At 70.6% G+C, this 18,419-nt stretch carries 19 protein-coding genes; 4 read left to right on the forward strand and 15 right to left on the reverse strand.

Translation table 11 applies throughout. The annotated features are described in order from the left end of the window. Positions 1-158: 158 nt before the first annotated feature. On the reverse strand, positions 159-1,607 hold the full coding sequence (locus PV679_RS12945) for an NCS2 family permease (RefSeq protein WP_319680309.1): 1,449 nt from the start codon (positions 1,605-1,607) through the stop codon (positions 159-161). 231 nt (positions 1,608-1,838) lie between these two features. Between PV679_RS12945 and PV679_RS12950 the strand changes: the two genes are divergently transcribed. Further along, positions 1,839-3,125 (forward strand): MFS transporter, encoded by a 1,287-nt coding sequence (locus tag PV679_RS12950; protein ID WP_319680310.1) that lies wholly within the window; start codon positions 1,839-1,841, stop codon positions 3,123-3,125. Here the strand turns inward: PV679_RS12950 and PV679_RS12955 are convergent. Further along, positions 3,111-4,286 (reverse strand): hypothetical protein, encoded by a 1,176-nt coding sequence (locus PV679_RS12955; protein ID WP_319680311.1) that lies wholly within the window; start codon positions 4,284-4,286, stop codon positions 3,111-3,113. The two genes, PV679_RS12950 and PV679_RS12955, sit on opposite strands and share 15 nt — an antisense overlap. After that, a complete protein-coding gene (locus tag PV679_RS12960; protein ID WP_319680312.1) occupies positions 4,283-5,239 on the reverse strand; it encodes a 5-dehydro-4-deoxyglucarate dehydratase in 957 nt (318 codons plus the stop codon). Before PV679_RS12960 ends, PV679_RS12955 begins: the two co-directional genes overlap by 4 nt. A gap of 311 nt (positions 5,240-5,550) precedes the next feature. On the opposite strand from PV679_RS12960, the gene PV679_RS12965 reads away from it, so the two are divergent. Both PV679_RS12965 and PV679_RS12970 read left to right on the forward strand, forming a co-directional pair. After that, positions 5,551-6,360, forward strand: a complete 810-nt coding sequence (locus PV679_RS12965) for an NAD(P)-dependent oxidoreductase (protein ID WP_319680313.1) — start codon at positions 5,551-5,553, stop codon at positions 6,358-6,360. A gap of 84 nt (positions 6,361-6,444) precedes the next feature. Then, positions 6,445-7,635, forward strand: coding sequence for a TerD family protein (locus PV679_RS12970; RefSeq protein ID WP_319680314.1), 1,191 nt, complete (start codon positions 6,445-6,447; stop codon positions 7,633-7,635). A gap of 147 nt (positions 7,636-7,782) precedes the next feature. Here the strand turns inward: PV679_RS12970 and PV679_RS12975 are convergent, their stop codons facing one another. Together PV679_RS12975 and PV679_RS12980 are read right to left on the reverse strand one after the other, a co-directional pair. Then, entirely contained in the window at positions 7,783-8,010 is a 228-nt protein-coding gene (locus tag PV679_RS12975; RefSeq protein ID WP_078490871.1) for a hypothetical protein, read from the reverse strand. 163 nt (positions 8,011-8,173) lie between these two features. Beyond that, positions 8,174-9,598, reverse strand: a complete 1,425-nt coding sequence (locus PV679_RS12980; protein ID WP_319680315.1) for an alkaline phosphatase PhoX — start codon at positions 9,596-9,598, stop codon at positions 8,174-8,176. Between the two features lie 124 nt (positions 9,599-9,722). Between PV679_RS12980 and PV679_RS12985 the strand changes: the two genes are divergently transcribed. Further along, positions 9,723-10,490, forward strand: a complete 768-nt coding sequence (locus PV679_RS12985) for an SDR family oxidoreductase (protein ID WP_319680316.1) — start codon at positions 9,723-9,725, stop codon at positions 10,488-10,490. 52 nt (positions 10,491-10,542) lie between these two features. Here the strand turns inward: PV679_RS12985 and PV679_RS12990 are convergent, their stop codons facing one another. The 10 genes from PV679_RS12990 to PV679_RS13035 all read right to left on the reverse strand — a co-directional run bounded on the left by PV679_RS12990 (position 10,543) and on the right by PV679_RS13035 (position 18,418). Next, entirely contained in the window at positions 10,543-12,063 is a 1,521-nt protein-coding gene (locus PV679_RS12990) for a hypothetical protein (protein WP_319680317.1), read from the reverse strand. A 201-nt stretch (positions 12,064-12,264) separates the two neighbouring features. Further along, positions 12,265-12,858: an SMI1/KNR4 family protein gene (locus PV679_RS12995; RefSeq protein WP_319680318.1), complete on the reverse strand. Its 594-nt coding sequence runs from the start codon at positions 12,856-12,858 to the stop codon at positions 12,265-12,267. Between the two features lie 282 nt (positions 12,859-13,140). Further along, on the reverse strand, positions 13,141-14,130 hold the full coding sequence (dapD, locus tag PV679_RS13000; protein WP_319680319.1) for a 2,3,4,5-tetrahydropyridine-2,6-dicarboxylate N-succinyltransferase: 990 nt from the start codon (positions 14,128-14,130) through the stop codon (positions 13,141-13,143). A 143-nt stretch (positions 14,131-14,273) separates the two neighbouring features. Then, positions 14,274-14,810 (reverse strand): TetR/AcrR family transcriptional regulator, encoded by a 537-nt coding sequence (locus PV679_RS13005; RefSeq protein WP_319680320.1) that lies wholly within the window; start codon positions 14,808-14,810, stop codon positions 14,274-14,276. Further along, positions 14,810-15,130 carry a multidrug efflux SMR transporter gene (locus PV679_RS13010; RefSeq protein WP_319680321.1) on the reverse strand — a complete coding sequence of 107 codons (321 nt, stop codon included), beginning with the start codon at positions 15,128-15,130 and terminating at the stop codon, positions 14,810-14,812. The genes PV679_RS13005 and PV679_RS13010 overlap by 1 nt, the downstream gene beginning before the upstream one ends. A 113-nt stretch (positions 15,131-15,243) precedes the next feature. Then, positions 15,244-15,582, reverse strand: coding sequence for a metal-sulfur cluster assembly factor (locus PV679_RS13015; protein WP_319680322.1), 339 nt, complete (start codon positions 15,580-15,582; stop codon positions 15,244-15,246). Next, positions 15,579-16,043 carry a Fe-S cluster assembly sulfur transfer protein SufU gene (gene sufU / locus PV679_RS13020; RefSeq protein WP_319680323.1) on the reverse strand — a complete coding sequence of 155 codons (465 nt, stop codon included), beginning with the start codon at positions 16,041-16,043 and terminating at the stop codon, positions 15,579-15,581. Before sufU ends, PV679_RS13015 begins: the two co-directional genes overlap by 4 nt. A 14-nt stretch (positions 16,044-16,057) precedes the next feature. Then, the gene (locus PV679_RS13025) at positions 16,058-17,332 is read right to left on the reverse strand and encodes a cysteine desulfurase (RefSeq protein ID WP_319680324.1); all 1,275 of its coding nucleotides are present in this window, start codon (positions 17,330-17,332) and stop codon (positions 16,058-16,060) included. Further along, positions 17,329-18,093, reverse strand: coding sequence for a Fe-S cluster assembly ATPase SufC (gene sufC, locus PV679_RS13030; RefSeq protein ID WP_319680325.1), 765 nt, complete (start codon positions 18,091-18,093; stop codon positions 17,329-17,331). Before sufC ends, PV679_RS13025 begins: the two co-directional genes overlap by 4 nt. Before the next feature lie 7 nt (positions 18,094-18,100). Beyond that, positions 18,101-18,418 carry a bifunctional 3-phenylpropionate/cinnamic acid dioxygenase ferredoxin subunit gene (locus tag PV679_RS13035; RefSeq protein WP_319680389.1) on the reverse strand — a complete coding sequence of 106 codons (318 nt, stop codon included), beginning with the start codon at positions 18,416-18,418 and terminating at the stop codon, positions 18,101-18,103. Position 18,419: the final 1 nt, after the last annotated feature.

Genomic DNA, 18,419 nt, shown 5'->3' on the forward strand with positions numbered 1-18,419 from the left:
GGGATCGCCAGACCATGCGGGGGGTGCAGTGCGCGACTCCATCACCCGTCGATGACTGCCCCATTGAGCACTTGATTCACGGGCGTTACAGAGTGCCCACGCCGGGCGGACCCGCGGGCCGCCGCACCGTGCCGCTCCTGACCGCCCACGCGCCGCCGTCAGTTGAACAACTGCTCGACCGGGTCGATCGCGAAGTAGACGACGAAGAGCGCCGCGGTGCCCCAGAGCAGCCAGTGCACCTCACGCGCCTTGCCCAGCACGGCCTTGATGAGGACATAGGAGATGAACCCGGCGCCGATGCCATTGGTGATGGAGTACGTGAACGGCATGACGGCGATCGTCAGAAAGGCCGGGATCGCGATCTCGTACTTCTCCCAGTCGATGTGGCGTACCTGCGACATCAGCAGGAAGCCCACCACGACCAGCGCCGGAGCGGCGGCCTGCGCCGGGACGACCAGCGCGAGCGGCGCGAGGAACAGGCAGAGCCCGAAGAGAGCGCCGGTGACCAGGGACGCGAAGCCGGTACGGGCTCCCTCGCCGACACCGGCCGCTGACTCGATGTACGAAGTGTTCGAGGAGGCCGAGGCGGCGCCGCCCGCCACCGCCGCCGCGCCGTCGATCAGCAGGACGCGGCCGATGCCGGGCACCTTGCCGTTCTCGTCGAGAAGCCCGGCCTCGTTGGTGACGCCGACGACGGTCCCCATGGTGTCGAAGAAGTCGCTCAGGAGGAGCGTGAAGACCAGCAGGACCAGTGTCACCGCTCCGACCTGCTGGAAGGCGCCGAACAGGCTGAAGGAGCCGACAAGACCGAAGTCCGGCGCGGCGACGACATCGTCGGGAACCGAGGGCGCGGTCAGGCCCCAGGCGGCGGGCTCGATGTCCGCGATCTCATTGATGACGATCGCGACAACGGTCGTCACGATGATGCCGATCAGGATGGCGCCCTTCGCCTTGCGCGCCACCAGGGCCACCATGAGCAGCACACCGAGGCAGAAGACCAGCACCGGCCAGCCGGAGAGCTGTCCGGAGGCGCCGAGCTGGACCGGTACGGAGCCGGTCTCGCCGGGGATACGGGTGGTGAAACCCGCGTCGATGAAGCCGATGAAGGCGAGGAAGAGGCCGATGCCGACGCTGATGGCCTGCTTGAGCGGGACCGGGATGGCGTTCATGACCGCCTCGCGCAGTCCGGTGAGCACCAGCGCACAGATCAGCAGGCCCTCCAGGACGATCAGACCCATCGCGTCCGGCCAGCTCATCAGCGGTGCGAGCTGGAAGGCGACGACGGCGTTGAGCCCGAGACCGGCGGCGACGGCGAGCGGCAGATTGCCGCCGAGGCCCATCACCGCGGTCATCACGGCGGCCACCAGCGCGGTGACGGTGACCAGTTGCGGTCCGGAGAGCTGGGCGCCGAACTTGTCCTCCGCGCCGCCGAGGATGATCGGGTTGAGCACCAGGATGTAGGCCATCGTGAAGAAGGTGGCGACGCCGCCGCGTATCTCACGTCCGTATGTCGAACCACGTTCGCTGATCTTGAAGTAGCGGTCGAGCGCGCCGCGTTGTGCCGGCTCGCCGGTCTCTGACGGGCTGTCCACGGTCTGGCCTGACATGGTGCTCCTCTGTGGCTGAAGGTCGCCGGTGGGTACGGGGATTGTGCCCCTGTCAGGGACAGTTCAGGTTTTCGCCGTGTTACGCGTCCGGCGGCCGGCCGCCGGAGCTCTCTGAGGACCGTCCCGCCGCCCGTGAATAGGGCGATCGCCCGATGCGCCGGCCGGTCCTCAGCCGCCACGCTGACGGCCGTACGGGCGGCGCGTCCGGCGGGCTGAAGGGCTGGTGGAGAGATGGGCTGGAGCGGTGGCGGTGTGCTGCGGGACCGCGAGGCGGTGCTGTATCTGTCCGGTGTGATCGTGTCCGGCTTCGGTACGTCCGCGCTGTGGCTGGCGTCCGGGATCTGGGTCAAGTCGCTGACCGGTTCCGACAGTCTGGCCGCGCTCACCGTCTTCGCGATGTGGGCGCCGACGGTGGCCGGACCGCTGCTGGGAACGGTCGCCGACCGGGTGCGCCGGCGGCCGCTGCTGATCGGCTGCGCTCTCGCCATGGCGGTACTGCTGACCTCGCTGCTCGCCGTCGATTCGGCGGACCGTGTCTGGATCCTCTTCGGCGTGCTGTTCGTATACGGCGTCAGCGGCGTCGTCCAGGACGCGGCGGAGACGGCCGTCGTCGCCGCGGTCGTCGACAGACGGCTGCTGGGCGACTTCAACGGGCTCAGGACGGCCGCCAACGAGGGCATGAAGCTCGTCGCGCCGCTCGCGGGCGCGGGGCTGTACGCGCGATTCGGCGGCGGGCCCGTGGCGCTGCTCGACGCGGCGACATTCGTGCTGGCCGCCGGGTGCTTCGCGCTGATGCGCGTACGCGAGGAGAAACCGGTCCCGGAGCCTTCGGGCGCGCGGTGGTCCGGGCTGACGGAGGGTGCCCGGCGGCTGTGGGACACCGAGGCCGTACGTCCGCTCGTCCTCGCCGCGTCGGTGACGATGCTGCTCGCCGGGCTCAGCGGCGCGGCCGGTTTCGCGGTCGTCGACCGGGGCCTCGGCCACGCGCCCGGCTATCTGGGCCTGCTGTACGCGGTCCAGGGAGCCGGATCCGTACTGACCGGCCTGCTGGCGGGTCCGCTGCTGCGCCGGCTGCCCGAGCGGGTGTTCGCGGCGGCGGGCATCGCGCTGTTCGCGCTGTCGGCCGGTCTGCGGGCGCTGCCGTACGACGCCGTCGTGCTGGCGGCCTCACTGGGAATCGGAGCCGGTCTGCCGTGTGTGCTGATCGCCGCGCTGACGGCGGTGCAGCGGGACATCCCGGACACGGCGCTCGGCCGGACGGCCGCCACCGCCGGCACACTGATCTTCGCGCCGAACGCGGTGGCGCTGGCCCTCGGCGCGGGCCTGATCGCGTTCGTCGACCTCACCGTGCTGCTGCCGGTGGCCGGCGTGACAGGGCTGCTGACGGCGCTCGTCCTGGCCGCCACCGCCCGGCTCCGGACCTGGCCGGCCACGGCCGGCCAGGACGGACCCGCCGGGCCCGCCGGACCCGCCGGACCCGCCGGATCAGCCGGATCAGCCGGATCAGCCGAGACGTGACAGACCGGCGGCGACGGCCGTCAGATCCGCGTCCGAGGCCAGCCCGGCGTGGTAGAGCCGCAGTTCGTTCGCTCCGAGCGCCGCCGCCTGCGCGGCGTCCTCGGCGAGCGTGGCCGGACTGCCGCCCATACCGCTGACGACGGTGAAGTTGGCCGCCAGCACGGAGGATCCGGTGCGGTGCGCGGCGAAGGGGCTCAGCATCGCGTCCGCCGCTCCTCCGGTGCAGGGCAGGACGACTCCGTCCGCGACGCCCAGGATGTGCGCCGGATCCACTCCCGCGTTGGCGCCGGTGCGGTACGGCGCGGGGTCGGCGTGCAGCAGCACCTGGAAGCCGGGCCCGGACGCCGCCCGTACCGCCGCGACCGCCGACTCCTGGAGCGCCCGGGCGGTCCGGCCGCGCCAGTCGAGCGTGACGGCGGCGAGGTCGGCGCCGAGGAGCTTCTCGACCCCGGCCCAGCCGGCGTCGGCGGAGCCCGTGGCCCAGACCGGCTCCAGCGCGCGCCGGACCGTACCGCCGAGTTCGTCCGGGGACACGCCGAGTCCGGCGTATCCCTCCCGGCAGTCGGAGCAGAAGCAGAGCGACATCAGATACTGCGCCGCGTCACCGAGGCCGACGCCCGCGATCTTGTCGTGTGCGTGCAGATGCGCCAGTCCGTACCAGCCGCAGGACTCCAGCTCGGTGCCGCGCGCTCCGGGACGTACGGCGGCCTCCGCCGCCAGCTCCACCAGATACGCGGCGACGGCGGGCCGCGCGACACAGGGCGCCCAGGGATAGCGGTCGCCGTAGGCATTGACCACGGAGGTGTCCGGACGCTCCGCGCCGAGGCGGGAGTTGTGCGCGAGGACCACCCAGGTGTGCACGTCGAGGCCGGCGCCGGCCAGCGCCGCGGCGGCCTCGCCGTAGGCGTCGCCCGGGGCCCAGGCGCCGGCGGCGTACGGACGCGGCTCACGCCGCGCCCAGCGGGCCTCGTCCACGGGATAGAGGACGGCCGCGTGTTCGGCCGTGACGACGCGATGGCGCGGATGACGTGGCGTCAGCGCGCGCGTGGAGTGGTACGCGGAGGCGAGGGTGACCTGCTGGACGCCGAGGTCCGCGATCCTGGCGGGCGCGTCCGGGTCGCCCGTCACGTCCCAGGGATAGAGGAAGGCGGAGGTCTTCACGCGCGCTCCACCGCGCCGTCGCCGAGCAGGGCGTGGCCCGCGGCGATGATCTCGGTGAGTTCCTTGAGGTGCGCGGGCCGCGGCTCGCTGAGCGGCGGCCGCACCTCGCCGACGTCCAGTCCGCGCAGTCTGACGCCCGCCTTGACCAGCGAGACGGCGTATCCGCGGCCCTTGGCGCGCAGTTCGACCAGCGGGCGGTAGAAGCCGTCCAGGAGGCGGTTCACGGTGGTGTCGTCGTTGGTGGTCAGGGCCCGGTGGAAGGCGAGTGCGATCTCCGGCGCGAAGCAGAAGACCGCGGAGGAGTACAGGGTGACACCGATGCCGCGGTAGGCGAGGCCGGTGAGTTCGGCGGTCGGCAGGCCGTTGAAGTAGAGGAAGTCGCGGCCGGGCTCCTCGGTGCGTACGGCGCTGAGGATGCGCTGCATCAGATCGAGGTCGCCGTAGCCGTCCTTGAGTCCGATGACACCGTCCACCCGGGAGAGGCCGACGACGGTCTCCGGCGTGAACACGGCGTTGTCACGCTGGTAGACGATGATCTCCAGGCCGGTGGCACCGGCCAGCGCGGTGTAATGACGGAGCAGCCCCTCCTGGTCGGCGACGACCAGATACGGCGGCATGGCGAGCAGTCCGTCCGCGCCGGCCTCCTCGGCGATCTTCGCGTACTGGATCGCGAGCGCCGTGCCATAACCCGCGCCCGCGACGACGGGCACCCGGCCCTCGGTCGCCTCGACGGCCGCCTCGACACAGGCGCGGAACTCCTCGGGAGTGAGCGCGTGGAACTCACCCGTGCCGCAGCAGGCGAAGACCGCGGCGGCGCCCGCGGCGACGCCTCCTCTGACGTGCGCGCGAAACGCGTCAAGGTCGAGGGTGCCGTCGGGGCCGTACGCGGTGACGGGGAAGAACAGCGGCCCCTCCACTCGGGTGAGGCGGGCGGCGAGCGGGGCTGAGGTCACGGGGCGCTCCCTGGGCCGTGCGTCGAGCGCTCATCGCTCGTGCACAATTCTGATCGACGTCCATATCTCTGAACGCTGCCACGCTAAGGCAGCCGCGCGGCGCAGGTCAAGACGGGAAACCGCAACCCAGGAGCGGATTCACCACCTCCGCGCGACACTTGACGCTGCCCGCGCGCACTCTTTAGCGTGTCCACGCATGTGAATTTTGTCTACGAATCTGAGAGTGGATCCGGTCGGATCTCCTAGTGATCCCAGCGATTCCAGCCGTCCCAGCCGTCCCAGCCGTCCCAGCCGCGAGGAGATTCCCGCCGATGCCCGCACCCCGCACCGTCCTGCTCACCGGCGCCGCAGGCGGCCTCGGCACCCTCATGCGGGGCCTGCTGCCCGCGTACGGCTACGAGTTGCGGCTCTTCGACGCCGTCCCCGTCCACGGCGAGCCGGACGCGATCACCGCCGATCTGGCGGACAAGGAGGCGCTGCGGGAAGCCGTGCGAGGAGTCGACGCGATCATCCATCTCGCGGCCATCTCGCTGGAAGCCTCCTTCGACAAGATCCTGCGGGCCAACATCGAGGGGACGTACAACCTCTACGAGGCGGCTCGCGCGGAAGGCGTCCGGCGCACGGTCTTCGCGTCCAGCAACCACGCGGTCGGCTTCACTCCGCGCCCGCGCGGCGACGACCCGCTGATCCCGGTCGACACACCGCGCCGGCCCGACACGTACTACGGGCTCTCCAAGGGCTTCGGCGAGGATCTCGCGCAGCTCTACTGGGACCTGCACGGCATGGAGACCGTCTCCGTCCGCATCGGCTCCTGCTTCCTGGAACCCACCTCCGTGCGGATGCTCTCCGTCTGGATGAGCCCCGGCGACGGCGCCCGGCTCTTCCACGCCGCGCTCACCGCTCCGGACGTGGGCCACAGCGTCGTCTACGGCTCCTCCGCCAACACCCGGCTGTGGTGGGACCTGACGACCGCGCGGGCGCTGGGATACGAGCCGCGGGACGACTCGGAGCAGTACGCCGAGAAGCTCGTCGCGGAACAGGGCGAGCTCGACCCGGACAATCCGGACCACGCCCATCTGGGCGGCCACTTCACCACGCGTCCGCCCCGGTGGCCGCACTGAGCGGGACCGGTGGGACACCGGGGCCGCGACCCGTCCGGCGGTAGGTAAGGGAACGGTAAAGCGGGGTCGTTCGTTACGTCTGGCATGACAGCTATGACCCCCGGCTCGAACATCCCTCTCTCCACCACTCATGTGGCGGTGGACGTCGCCGCTCCCGTGCGGCTCGACGTATCGGGCCTGCTGCTCACCGCCGACGGCAAGGTGCGCTCAGACGACGACTTCATCTTCTACAACCAGCCGGCGGGCCCCGGTGTGACCTACCGCTCGGGCGGCGGCTCGGCGCCCGACGCGATCGTCGTCGACACCTCCGCCGTCCCGGCCGGTATCGAGAAGATCGTCGTCACGGCGAGCCCGGACGCCGCGGGGCAGAGCTTCCAGGGCATCGAGCCCACCGCCACCGTCCGCGACGCGGCCGGCGGCAGCGTGCTCGCCACCTTCACGCCGCCCCGGCTGGGCACCGAGACCGCTCTGGTGATCGTGGAGATCTACCAGCGGAACGGCGCGTGGAAGGTCCGTGCGGTCGGCCAGGGATACGCCGACGGACTGGCCGGGATCGCCACCGACTTCGGTGTCTCGGTCGAGGAGCCCGCACCGGCCGCTGCCACCGCGCCCGCTCCCCCGGTGGCCGATCCGCGCGTCGCCGCGGCTCCGCCGGTGCCCGCCGCCCCGCCCGCCGCGCCCGCCGCGCCCGGCACCGGCAGGATCAACCTGGACAAGGGCCGGGTCAACCTCCAGAAGAACCAGACGGTGTCCCTGGTCAAGGGCGGCCGCCCGCTGCTCTCCAAGGTCAAGATGGGTCTCGGCTGGGAGCCGGCGTACCGGGGCAAGGACATCGACCTGGACGCCTCCGTGATCGCCTACGGCCCGAACCGCAACCACCTGGACAGTTGCTACTTCGGCAAGCTCTCCATCCTCGGCGGAGCCGTCAAGCACTCCGGGGACAACCTCACCGGAGAGGGCGCGGGTGACGACGAGGTGATCGTCGTCGATCTCGGCCGGCTGCCCGCAGAGGCGACCGGCCTGGTCTTCACGGTCAACTCCTTCTCGGGCCAGAAGTTCACCGAGGTCGCCAAGGCGTACTGCCGCCTGATCGACGCGGCCACGGACGAGGAGCTGGTGCGCTTCGATCTGACCACCGCCGAGCCGCAGACCGGCGTGATGATGGCGAAACTGGTCAAGCAGTTCTCCGGCGAATGGGAGATGACCGGCCTCGGGGAGTTCGTGAAGTCCCGCACGGTCCGCGGCATGGTGAAGCCCTCCGCGAAGATCCTCTGAGCGGCGCGCGCACAGCCGGCGCGGGCAGCCGGCGCGCGCACGACCGGACACCGGGCGCGCGGGCAAAAAACATGCCCCTTCGGGCCGCCGGGGTCCTTCAGGACCCGCGGCGGCTCGGGGGCTTGGCCTCCGGCTCCGGGCTCGGTCTCAGAGCTTTGTGAGCTTGGCGAAGGGGCTCAGGATCCTCCCCTGTCGCCCCGAGAAATCGATGAGCACGGCATGTTCGCCCTCGACTCCGATGACTCTGCCCAATCCGAACTGGTCATGGGAGACACGGTCTCCCACATCGAACTGCTCGGGCGGTGGAGAGGCCGGGGCCTGGCGGTTGAAGGGACTGGACGGCAGGTGGCGCCGGGATCCGGCTGACTTTGTCATTACTTGGAGTATGCGCCCAATGAGCCCCGCCGCGCCATGCCCGGCGACCGACGGGCCGCCGGATCACCCCTTCCAGGGGCAGTGTGCGGCCCGTCCGCCGGCCCTCGGCGCACCGTACGGAACACCACGTCCACGGGCCGTACCCGCCGGGTGACCGGCGGGGTCAGTGCCGCGGTGAGCGCCGCCACGGGCCGGTGACGGCCAGCATGATGCCCGGCTCCTGGATATTCGCGTACAGGGTGCGGCCGTCGGGCGAGAAGACGACACCGGTGAACTCGCTGTCGTTGAGGTCATTGCGGGCGATGGGATACGTACGGCCGCTCTCCGTCGCACCGAAGAGGTGCTGGACGCCCTCGCCGTCCTCCGCGACGACCAGGCCGCCGTACGGCGAGACGGTGATGTTGTCCGGGCCGTCGAAGGCACCGTCCTCGGCGGGGTCGGCGTTGACGCCCAGCAGCACCTTGAGGGTCAGCGTGCGCCGCCTCGGGTGGTAGAACCACACCTGTCCGTCGTGCGGCGCACCCGGGCTCTCGTCACGGGTGCGCCGCACGGCGGCCACGATGTACGCGCCGCCGTCGGCCCACCACATGCCTTCCAGCTTCCTGGCCCGGGTGACGTCCTCGCCGTCGAACTGCTCGCGTACGTCGACGGTCTTCGCGTCCCGGTCGGGTACGTCCACCCAGTCGACGCCGTAGACGACGCCGATCCTGGTGGCGCGCGAGAGGTCGTCGACGAAGCGGCCGCCCGCGTCGAAGCAGCGGGGAGCCTGGAGGACACCGGCGTCGGCGGCGAGGCGGCGGAGCTGTCCGTGGCCGTGCTGGAAGCCGTGCGGCGGGATCCACCGGTAGAGGAGCCCGTTGGGACCGGAGGCGTCCTCCGTCAGATAGGCGTAGCCGGTACGGGGATCGATGACGACGGCCTCGTGGTCGAAGCGGCCGAACGCCTTGACGGGCCGGGGATCACGGTTGGCGCGGCGGTCGTAGGGATCCACCTCGAAGACATAACCGTGGTCCCTGGTCATGCCGTTCTCGCCGGCCCGGTCGGAGTTCTCCTCGCAGGTGAGCCAGGTGCCCCAGGGAGTGCGTCCGCCGGCGCAGTTGGTGGAGGTACCGGCGATGCCGACCCACTCGGCGGTGCGGCCACCGGGGCGGGTCTCGACGACCGTGCAGCCGCCGGCCGCGGCGGGGTCGTAGACCAGGCCCTCGGTGAGCGGCACCGGATACTCCCAGTCGGTCCTGGGACCCTTCAGCTCATGGTTGTTGACCAGCAGGGTGACTCCGCGCGGGCCTTCGAAGGTGGCGGTGCCGTCGTGGTTGGAGGGCGTGTCCTCGCCGGACTCCAGCTTGGTGACACCACTATGCGTGATGATCTCGTATGTGAACCCGGCGGGCAGCGCCAGTACACCCCGGGGATCGGAGAGCAGCCGGCCGTAACCCGGCTCGGGAGCGGCTCCGGTGGCGACCTCGGGAGCGTCCTCGGCAGCGAGCGCTCCGGGCGCGGTGGCGAGCGCGCCGGCGGCTCCGGTGAGGACGAAACCCGCCCCGGTGAGTGCGGATCTTCCGGTGAATTCCCTGCGGGTCAGCGGCATCACGGTCTCCTGTGGGCACAAGGGGGGCACACGAGGGCGGTGCTGTGCCGAGGTACGCTCCCGACACTTCCGCCCGCGTGCGAACGCCGGCTGAACACCGTCCGACATCGAGAGGCCCGCTTCCTTGAACCTGCCCGCAACCGGCCGCCGTGTCCTTGTCAGCGGCGCCTCCCGCGGCCTGGGCCGCGCCGTCGCCAGGGCCTTCGCCGCCAACGGCGACCGGGTCGCCGTCCACTACGGCAGCCGCGAGGCCGACGCACGGCTCACCGTGGAGTCACTGGCCGGTACGGGCCATGTGCTCGTGGGCGGTGACCTGTCGGACCCGGCCGGGGCGGCGCGGGTCGCGGACGCGGCGGCCGAGGCGCTCGGCGGAATCGACGTACTCGTCAACAACGCCGCCGTGAACGAGCGCCATCCGCTGCCCACCACGTCGTACGAGGAGTGGGCCGAGGCCTGGCAGCGGCATATGTCCGTCAACCTGCTGGCCACCGCGCTGCTCAGCCATCGCGCCGCGCGCTCCATGATCGACCGGTCCACGGGCGGCCGGATCGTCAACATCGGCTCCCGCGGCGCCTTCCGCGGCGAACCGGACCATCCGGCCTACGGCGCCACCAAGGCGGCGGTCCACGCGCTCGGCCAGTCCCTGGCCGTCTCCCTGGCGCCGTACGGCATCGGAGTCGCCTCCGTCGCACCGGGTTTCTTCACCACGGAACGTGTCGCGGACCGGCTGACCGGTGAGGAGGGCGAATCGATCCGCGCTCAGAGCCCGTTCGGCCGGGTGGCCTCACCGGAGGAGATCGCGGACGCGGTCCTCTGGCTCGCGTCGCCGCGGGCCGAGTGGTCGTCGGGAGCGGTGCTGGACCTGAACGGCGCCTCGCATCTGCGCACCTGACGACTGAGCCGGACCCGCCGCCCGGGCACGAGGCGGCGGATCCGGCTCCACGTCAGTCCCTCGGGCGCGAGCGGGCCTTGAACGCCGCCTTCCTGGCTTCCTTCGAGACGGTACGGTCCCGGTGCAGGCGGCCCATCGCCTCCAGGACGTCCGCCGTGGCCGGATGGTCGACGCGCCACGCCTCCGCGAAGAAGCCGCTGTGCTGACCGACCAGGCCCTCGACCAGCTCCTGGAGCTCGTCCGGTTCGCCGTCGGCGTCGAGCTGCGCCGCGATGGTGTCCACGGCCAGCCAGAAGATCATGGATTCGGGCGGCGGCGGTACATCGCCGGATCCCAGCTCGGCGAGCCAGACGCGCGCCAGACCGCCCAGCTCCGTGTCGTCCAGGACCTCCCGTACCGCGGACTCGGCCTCCGCGCCGACGAGTGAGAGCGCCTGCTGGCAGTGGAGCCGGCGCAGCGGCGCGCCGGTGTCGGTGCCACGGGCGGCGGCGAGCAGTTCACGCGCGGCGTCGGTCGGCGCGCGGCGGTCGAGCCACTGTTCCGTCTCGGCGCGCGCCGACAGCTCCGGGAAGTGCGCGACTCCGTCCAGCAGCGCGTACGCGTCCTTGTCCGCGAGATCGCCGACGGCGGGCGCGTCGACTCCGGCCTCCAGCATCCGCTCCCTGATCCCGTAGAGCCCCAGCGGTGTGAGCTGCACCATCCCGTAACGGGAGACGTCCTCCTCGTCGACGGGCAGGGACGGATCGGGCGCCTCCTGCGCGTCCTCCGCCATCAGCGCCTCGTCCACCGGTACATACGAGACGAGCCCGATCGGCTCCAGCAGCCGGAACTGGTCGTCCAGCCGCATCATCGCCTCGGACACCTGCTCAAGGACGTCGTCGGTGGGTTCGCCCATGTCGTCGGGCACGATCATGGAGGCGGCGAGCACGGGCAGGGGCACGGGCCCTTCCGCCACTCCTCCGTCGGCGACGGACAGCAGATAGAGATTGCCGAGGACGCCCTCCAGGAACTCCGCCTCCAGCTCCGGGTCCCAGTCCAGCGATTCGAGGTCGATCTCGCCGTCGTCACCGATGGCCGCGGCCAGATCGTCGAGGACCGGCGCGGTCGCGTCGGCGAACACGACATCGAGAGCGTCCAGCCAGAGCGACAGGATGTCCTGAGGAGCGCCGGAGGTGATCACCGCGAGCTGCTCGCCCGCCGTGACGCGCCCTTCGGCGTCGTGCTCGTCCGCCGCGGAATCTCCGGTGTCCCGCGCGCCCACCGGCTCGGCGGAGTCCGCGCTGCCGGGCTCCTCGACCGCGATCAGCCCGGTGTCCACCGCGACCCGCCACGCCTCACTGGCGTATGCCTCGCCGTCTCCCTCGGCCAGCTCGTCGTCGAGGCCGAGCAGCTCGGCCGCCGCGGGGAGCTGCTCGTCGACCAGTTCTCCTCCGGCTTCCACCCGTGTCCCCGGCCCCGCCCAGCGGGCGAGCCGGACGGCCCGGGCGAGCAGTGGGGCGGCAAGCGCGTCCCGCGCCAGCTCGGCGTCCGAGGGCAGCCGCACCGGCGGCAGGGCGAGACGGTCTCCGGGCATCTACTGGTTCTCCTTGCGGCGTACGGGTCGGGGCCTGCCCAGCGTAGACGCATCCGGCGGGTTTCCACTTGGTTCATGTACTCGTCAAGGAACGTACGTCCGGTGGCTCCTGACACGTCATGTGGCCGGCCGGCGGATCGCGCGCGCCGAACGGCCCTCGTCAGCACCGACACCGGCCGGTCCGCTCGCCGGTCCACGACCTCACACCACGATGTCGAACCACGGCCGACGCGTGGTGGCCCAGTGGCTCACCCAGCCGGCGAAACCCTCTTCCGCCGCGCTCCGGCCGAACGCCACTCCGAACGGCGCCGCGCCCACATCGCTGATGTTCCAGATCCGGCCCCGGTCCGCACCGGTGACGACAAGGTGCCAGTACATACCGCAACCGTCCGTGCCCAGCACCACGCTTCCGTGGTTGCAGACCTCGTCGATGAGCGGCTCGATCTCCTCGTACGGCCGCGGGTCGTCCTCCCACACCCATGCCTCGGTCAGCGGAAAGGGCTCCGACAGCACCCGCTGCCCCTGGTCGGGGCCCCAGTCGGCGGGCAGCGCCGCCACGGGTATCAGGCCGTCGACATCGGCGGGTCCGTCGCCGCAGCCGTCGCAGATCTCGGCGACCAGTGTGCGGTACGGCTCGGGCAGGACGATCCCGTGCTCGCGCTCGAAGGCGCGCACCGCGTCCCATCCCAGCGGCGGCAGACAGCGCTCCGGCGGGAAGGCCGCGCGCAGCGCGTCGAGTTCCCCCGGGTCGGCGTTCTCGGTGTCCATGATCTCCATGCCTTCCACGTCCCTCATTGGACCAGCACCCACTGACAGTCCGGCCTCGGTTACCCCGAAGCCCCCTCCGGCACGCTGTCGCCGGGCGCTCCGTCACTCACCGGAGGCAGATCTCCGCGTTCCACCGGCGCGGCCGGAGCCGTCTCCTCCGGCGGCCGACGGCGATACGCGAACGCGGACGCACGCCCACCGGTACCGCCGGCGCGCGCCCGCGAGGGCCCGGCGAGAGGCGCGGCCCGCCGGCCGGGAGCCGGCCGGCGGGCCGCTGAAGGCGTACGGAGAACTCGCGGGCGCCGCAGGTCAGTTGTGACTGTGCAGCACGTCGTTGAGGCCGCCCCACACCGCGTTGTTCGGGCGGGCCTCGACGGCGCCGGTGACCGAGTTGCGGCGGAAGAGGATATTGCTCGCGCCGGACAGCTCACGCGCCTTGACGATCTGACCGTCGGGCAGTGACACACGCGTACCGGCCGTGACATACAGACCGGCCTCGACAACACACTCGTCGCCGAGCGCGATGCCGACGCCCGCCTCTGCGCCGATCAGACAGCGCTCGCCGATGACGATGCGCTCCGTGCCGCCGCCGGAGAGAGTGCCCATGGTGGAGGCGCCGCCACCGATGTCGGAGCCGTTGCCGATGACGACACCCGCCGAGATCCGGCCCTCCACCATCGAGGTGCCGAGGGTGCCGGCGTTGAAGTTGACGAAGCCCTCGTGCATCACGGTCGTGCCCTCGGCGAGATGCGCGCCGAGACGTACCCGGTCGGCGTCCGCGATCCGGACACCCTTCGGTGCGACGTAGTCGGTCATCCGCGGGAACTTGTCGATCGAGGTCACCTGAAGGTGCAGGCCCTCGGCGCGGGCGTTGAGCCGCACCGTCTCCAGTCCGTCGACGGCGACAGGGCCGAGCGAGGTCCAGGCGACATTGGCGAGCAGCCCGAAGACGCCTTCGAGGCTCTGGCCGTGCGGCTTGACCAGACGGTGGCTGAGCAGGTGCAGGCGCAGATACGCGTCGTGCGCGTCCATCGGCTTGTCGTCGAGCGAGGCGATGACCGTACGGACGGCGACGACCTCGACCGCGCGGCGGGCGTCGGGCCCGATCGCCTTGGCCGCGCCCTCTCCGAGCAGTTCCACGGCACGCTCGGCGGAGAGCCGCTCGGTACCGGCGGGGCCGGGCTCGGCGGAGAGCTCGGGCGCCGGGAACCAGGTGTCGAGGACGGTGCCGTCCGCGGAGAAGGTGGCGAGGCCGGCGGCGACGGCGCCGGTGGTGCGGGGAGAAGTCGTGTCGGTCATGCACAGAATTTAACGGGCCGGACGCTCCCCGGGCGAACCGGTCTCAGGTGACGGGCGTACGCGTCGGCCCAGCTCAGCCCGGACGGTCACCGGAAGGCGGCGCGCCTCACGACCGGCGCGACGACGGCCGCCGACGGGTCCGCTCATGGAATCAGCCGCGCCAGCATCTCGCGCGTGTGGCCGGGATCGTACGCCGCGTCCGTGAGGAGCACCCGCAGACAGATCCCGTCCAGCAGCGCGACCAGCGCCCGCGCCGTGTCGGGGTCGGTGCGCCGGGACAGCGTTTCGGCCATCGCGGCGCACCACTCCGCGGCGACCGGGCGCAGCGCGGGCCGTCGCAGGGCCGCGAGATACAGCTCGTACTCCAGCTCGACGCCGACGCGGTCACCGGCGAGCCACTCCCCGGTGAGCCGGGCCAGCTCTCCGGCGACATCGCACCGCGGGTCGGCGAGGGCGCCGCTCTCCCGTACGGCGGTCGCGAAGCCCTCGTTGGCCTGCCGGAGCGCGGCGACGAGCAGTTCGTCCAGGGAGGCGAAGTGGTAGGTGGTCGAGCCGAGCGGCACATCGGCCTCGGCGGCGACGGTGCGGTGGCTCAGCCCCGCGATACCGCCGCGCCCGACCACCCGGAGCGCGGCGTCGATGATGCGCTGGCGCCGCTCGGGGTCGTAACGGCGGGTCATCAGTGGGCTCCTCCGAGATTGAGCACGATGACACCCGCGATCACCAGGACGATGCCGGCCAGTTTGACCAGGCCGGCCGACTCGCCCATGAAGAGGATGCCGATGACGGCGATGGCCGCCGTGCCGGTGCCCGCCCAGATCGCGTAGGCGGTGCCCACGGAGAGGGTCTTCAGTGTCTGCGCGAGCAGCGTGAAGGCGAGCAGATAACCGGCGACGGTGCCCAGCGAGGGCCAGAGTCTGGTGAAGCCCTCGCTGTACTTCATGGCCGTCGTGCCGGCCACCTCCGCCGCTATCGCCGCGGCCAGCAGTCCATATCCCATGTGTACGAGTGTACGTATCGATGCGTACGGCTGTACACACCGGCCTTGCCGCGCGTGCCACACGAAAGGGCCCCACGGCCGGAAACGGTCGTGGAGCCCTCGGACGTGTCCGCTCAGACGTTGAAGCCCAGCGCGCGCAACTGCTCGCGGCCGTCGTCCGTGATCTTGTCAGGACCCCACGGCGGCATCCAGACCCAGTTGATCTTGAGTTCGTTGACGATGCCGTCCGTCGCCGCCTTCGCCTGGTCCTCGATCACATCGGTCAGCGGACAGGCCGCGGACGTCAGGGTCATGTCCAGGGTGGCGGTGTTGGAGTCGTCGATGTGAATGCCGTAGATCAGGCCGAGGTTGACGACATCGATGCCCAGCTCCGGGTCGACGACGTCGTACAGCGCCTCGCGGACCTCGTCCTCCGAGGCCGGCTTCATGGTCACGGTCTCGTTCTCGCTCATGCTGTCTCCTTCGTCGCGCTGTCGCCCAGAGCCTGGGCTGTCGCGTCCTTCCACGCCATCCAGCTCAGCAGCGCGCACTTCACACGCGCCGGGTACTTGGAGACGCCGACGAACGCGACCGCGTCCTCCAGCACCTCCTCCATCGCGTCGTCCGGCTCGATCTGCCCTTTGGACTGCATCAGCTCCAGGAAGGTGCCCTGGATCTTCCGCGCCTCGGCCAGCTCCTTGCCGACCAGGAGCTCGTTCAGTACGGATGCGCTGGCCTGGCTGATCGAGCAGCCCTGGCCCTCGTACGAGACATCCGCGATCCGGGAGCCCTCGTACCGCACCCGCAGTGTGATCTCGTCACCACAGGTCGGATTGACATGGTGCACCTCGGCGTCGCCGTCCCGCAGACCGCGCCCGTGCGGGTGCTTGTAGTGGTCCAGGATGACGTCCTGGTACATCGAATCGAGCTTCACGGGTCAGTCGTCCCTCATCCGAAGAAGTTACGGACATGCTCCAGCCCTTCGACCAGAGCGTCGACCTCGGCCGGAGTGGAGTACAGATAGAAAGACGCTCGCGTGGTCGCGGGAATTCCGTACCGGAGGCACACCGGCCGCGCGCAGTGGTGGCCGACCCGGACCGCTATGCCCTGCTCGTCCAGCACCTGCCCCACATCGTGCGGGTGGATGTCGCCGAGTGTGAAGGAAATCGTGGCGCCGCGGTCCTCGGCCGTCGCGGGACCGATGATCCGCAGGTCCGGGACATCCAGCAGACGCTTCACGGCGTACTCGGTGATCGCCTGCTCGTGCGCGGCGATCCGGTCCATGCCGATCGCGCTGAGGTAGTCCACGGCCGCGCCGAGACCGACCGCCTGGGCGATCGGCGGCGTGCCTGCCTCGAACTTGTGCGGTGCCGGCGCGTAGGTCGAGGAGTGCATCGACACGGTCTCGATCATCTCGCCGCCGCCGAGGAACGGAGGCAGGTCCTCCAGCAGCTCCTGGCGGCCCCAGAGCACGCCGATGCCCGTCGGTCCGACCATCTTGTGGCCGGTGAAGGCCACGAAGTCGGCCTGCAGCGCCTGCACGTCGAGCGTCATGTGCGGGGCTGCCTGCGAGGCGTCGATGCAGACCAGCGCACCGACCTCCTGCGCACGCCGGATGATCGCCTCGACCGGGTTGTGCGTGCCGAGGATGTTGGAGACCAGCACAAAGGAGACGATCTTCGTCTTCTCGGTGATGATCTCGTCGATGTTGGAGAGGTCCAGCCGGCCGTCGTCGGTGATGCCGAACCACTTCAGCTTCGCGCCCGTGCGCTGCGAGAGGAGCTGCCACGGCACGATGTTGGAGTGGTGCTCCATCTCCGTGATGACGATCTCGGTCTCGTGGTCCACCCGGTAGGGCTCGTCGGCCCAGCCGAGCATGTTGGCCACGAGGTTCAGCGACTCGGAGGCGTTCTTGGTGAAGATCACCTCGTCGCGGCTCGGAGCGTTGATGAAGGCGGCGACCTTGTCACGGGCGCCCTCGTACAGCGCCGTGGCCTCCTCGGCGATGGTGTACACACCGCGATGGACGTTCGCGTTGTGTTGCTCGTAGTACTCATTCAGGACGTCGAGCACCTGGCGCGGCTTCTGCGAGGTCGCTGCGGAGTCCAGGTACACGAGCTTCTTGCCGTCATGGATGACTCGGTCGAGGATCGGGAAATCCTTGCGGATCGCCTCGTCGAGCAGTCGATCCGATGCTGTGAGAAGGCCCGGCAGCTGTGTCACGCCGTAACGCCACCCTTCGCATATGCCTCGTAGCCCTCGTTCTCCAGCTTGTCCGCGAGCTCCGCGCCGCCGGACTCGGCGATGCGGCCCTGTGCGAAGACATGCACGAAGTCGGGCTTGATGTAACGGAGAATCCGCGTGTAGTGCGTGATCAGCAGCGTGCCGACCTCGCCGGTGTCGCGGACACGGTTGACGCCCTCGGAGACGATCCGCAGCGCGTCGACGTCAAGACCGGAGTCGGTCTCGTCGAGGATCGCGATCCTGGGCTTGAGCAGTTCGAGCTGAAGGATCTCGTGACGCTTCTTCTCACCGCCGGAGAAGCCCTCGTTCAGATTGCGCTCGGCGAAGGACGCGTCCATCTGGAGACGCTCCATGGTCTCCTTGACCTCCTTCACCCAGGTACGCAGCTTCGGGGCCTCGCCGCGCACGGCGGTGGCGGAGGTGCGCAGGAAGTTGGAGACGGAGACACCGGGCACCTCGACCGGATACTGCATCGCGAGGAAGAGGCCGGCGCGGGCGCGCTCGTCTACGGTCATCGCCAGGACGTCCTCGCCGTCCAGCGTCACGGTGCCACCGGTGATCGTGTACTTGGGGTGGCCCGCGAGCGAGTACGCGAGGGTCGACTTGCCGGAGCCGTTGGGGCCCATGATGGCGTGCGTCTCGCCCTGCCTGACGGTGAGGTCGACGCCCTTGAGGATCTCGCGGGGGCCGCCCTCGGCTTCGACGGAGACGTGCAGGTCGTGGATTTCAAGCGTTGCCATGGGTGACTCAGGACTCCTGGGTGACGGAGACGAGCACATCGTCCCCTTCGATCTTTACGGGGTATACGGGCACGGGGCGCGTCGCGGGAAGGCCGGACGGCTTGCCGGTCCGGAGGTCGAAACTGGAACCGTGCAGCCAGCATTCGATCATGCAGTCCTCCACCTCGCCCTCCGACAGCGACACGTTGGCGTGCGAGCAGATGTCATTGATCGCGAACACCTCGCCCTCGGTGCGGACCACGGAGACCGGCGTGCCGTCGAGTTCCACCCGCTTCGGGGTGCCCTCCTCCAGCTCGTCCAGCGCGCAGACACGGACGAAGTCCACC

The organism is Streptomyces sp. AK02-01A, assembly GCF_033795305.1.
GTDB lineage: Bacteria > Actinomycetota > Actinomycetes > Streptomycetales > Streptomycetaceae > Streptomyces.